General features: G+C 56.7%; 2 rRNA genes (1 of these 2 cut by a window edge). Both read left to right on the top strand.

The window, feature by feature from the left end:
- A 23S ribosomal RNA gene (locus FAF44_RS53100) occupies positions 1–1,502 on the top strand (it extends 1,288 nt beyond the left edge of the window).
- Between the two features lie 81 nt (positions 1,503–1,583).
- Positions 1,584–1,690 (top strand): 5S ribosomal RNA (gene rrf, locus FAF44_RS53095); the annotation flags it as partial.

Genomic DNA, 1,690 nt, shown 5'->3' with positions numbered 1-1,690 from the left:
GGGTAGTAGGTAAGCGATGGGGTGACGCAGGAAGGTAGTCCAGCCCAGGCGATGGTTGTCCTGGGGTAAGCATGTAGGGTGAGATGTAGGTAAATCCGCGTCTCGTGTGCCTGAGGTGTGATGCCGAGCCGATTGTGGTGAAGTGGATGATCCTATGCTGCCGAGAAAAGCCTCTAGTGAGTGTTGTGGCGGCCCGTACCCTAAACCGACTCAGGTGGTCAGGTAGAGAATACTAAGGCGATCGGGTGAACTGTGGTTAAGGAACTCGGCAAATTGCCCCCGTAACTTCGGGAGAAGGGGGACCTCTGCTGGTGATGGCATGTGCTGTCTGAGCTGGTGGGGGTCGCAGTGGCCAGGGGGAAGCGACTGTTTACTAAAAACACAGGTCCGTGCGAAGTCGTAAGACGATGTATACGGACTGACGCCTGCCCGGTGCCGGAACGTTAAGGGGACCGCTTAGCTGACTTTCGGGTTGGCGAAGGTGAGAACTTAAGCGCCGGTAAACGGCGGTGGTAACTATAACCATCCTAAGGTAGCGAAATTCCTTGTCGGGTAAGTTCCGACCTGCACGAATGGCGTAACGACTTCCCCGCTGTCTCAACCGCAGACCCGGCGAAATTGCACTACGAGTAAAGATGCTCGTTACGCGCAGCAGGACGGAAAGACCCCGGGACCTTCACTACAGCTTGACATTGGCGTTTGGAGCGTCTTGTGTAGGATAGGTGGGAGACTGGGAAGCTCGGACGCTAGTTCGGGTGGAGTCATTGGTGAAATACCACTCTGGTCGTTTTGAACGTCTAACTCTGGTCCGTGATCCGGATCGGGGACAGTGTCTGGTGGGTAGTTTAACTGGGGCGGTTGCCTCCTAAAGAGTAACGGAGGCGCCCAAAGGTTCCCTCAGCCTGGTTGGCAATCAGGTGTTGAGTGTAAGTGCACAAGGGAGCTTGACTGTGAGACTGACGGGTCGAGCAGGAGCGAAAGCTGGGACTAGTGATCCGGCATCGGCGTGTGGAAGCGGTGTCGCTCAACGGCTAAAAGGTACCCCGGGGATAACAGGCTGATCTTCCCCAAGAGTCCATATCGACGGGATGGTTTGGCACCTCGATGTCGGCTCGTCGCATCCTGGGGCTGGAGTAGGTCCCAAGGGTTGGGCTGTTCGCCCATTAAAGCGGTACGCGAGCTGGGTTTAGAACGTCGCGAGACAGTTCGGTCCCTATCCGCTGCGCGCGCAGGAGACTTGAAAGGAGCTGTCCCTAGTACGAGAGGACCGGGACGGACGAACCTCTGGTGTGCCAGTTGTACCGCCAGGTGCACGGCTGGTTGGCTACGTTCGGAAGGGATAACCGCTGAAAGCATCTAAGCGGGAAGCTCGCCTTGAGATGAGGTCTCCCACCCTGTTGAGGGGGTAAGGCTCCCGGTAGACGACCGGGTTGATAGGCCGGAGGTGGAAGCACGGTAACGTGTGGAGCTGACCGGTACTAATAGGCCGAGGACTTGTCCTCAAAGCAGACTTTTGTTTTGCTCGCGTTCACTAGGCAATTCTGAGACAGCAAACGCGTTGGTGTTTGTGTGTTTCGGAGGGTTACGGCGGTTATGGCGGGAAGGAAACACCCGGTTACATTCCGAACCCGGAAGTTAAGCTTCTCTGCGCCGATGGTACTGCACTCGGGAGGGTGTGGGAGAGTAGGTC

The organism is Nonomuraea sp. MG754425 (assembly GCF_021699195.1).
Lineage (GTDB): Bacteria > Actinomycetota > Actinomycetes > Streptosporangiales > Streptosporangiaceae > Nonomuraea.
The sequence above is the reverse complement of the archived record's forward strand: the minus strand, read 5'-3'. Positions and strand labels throughout refer to the sequence as shown.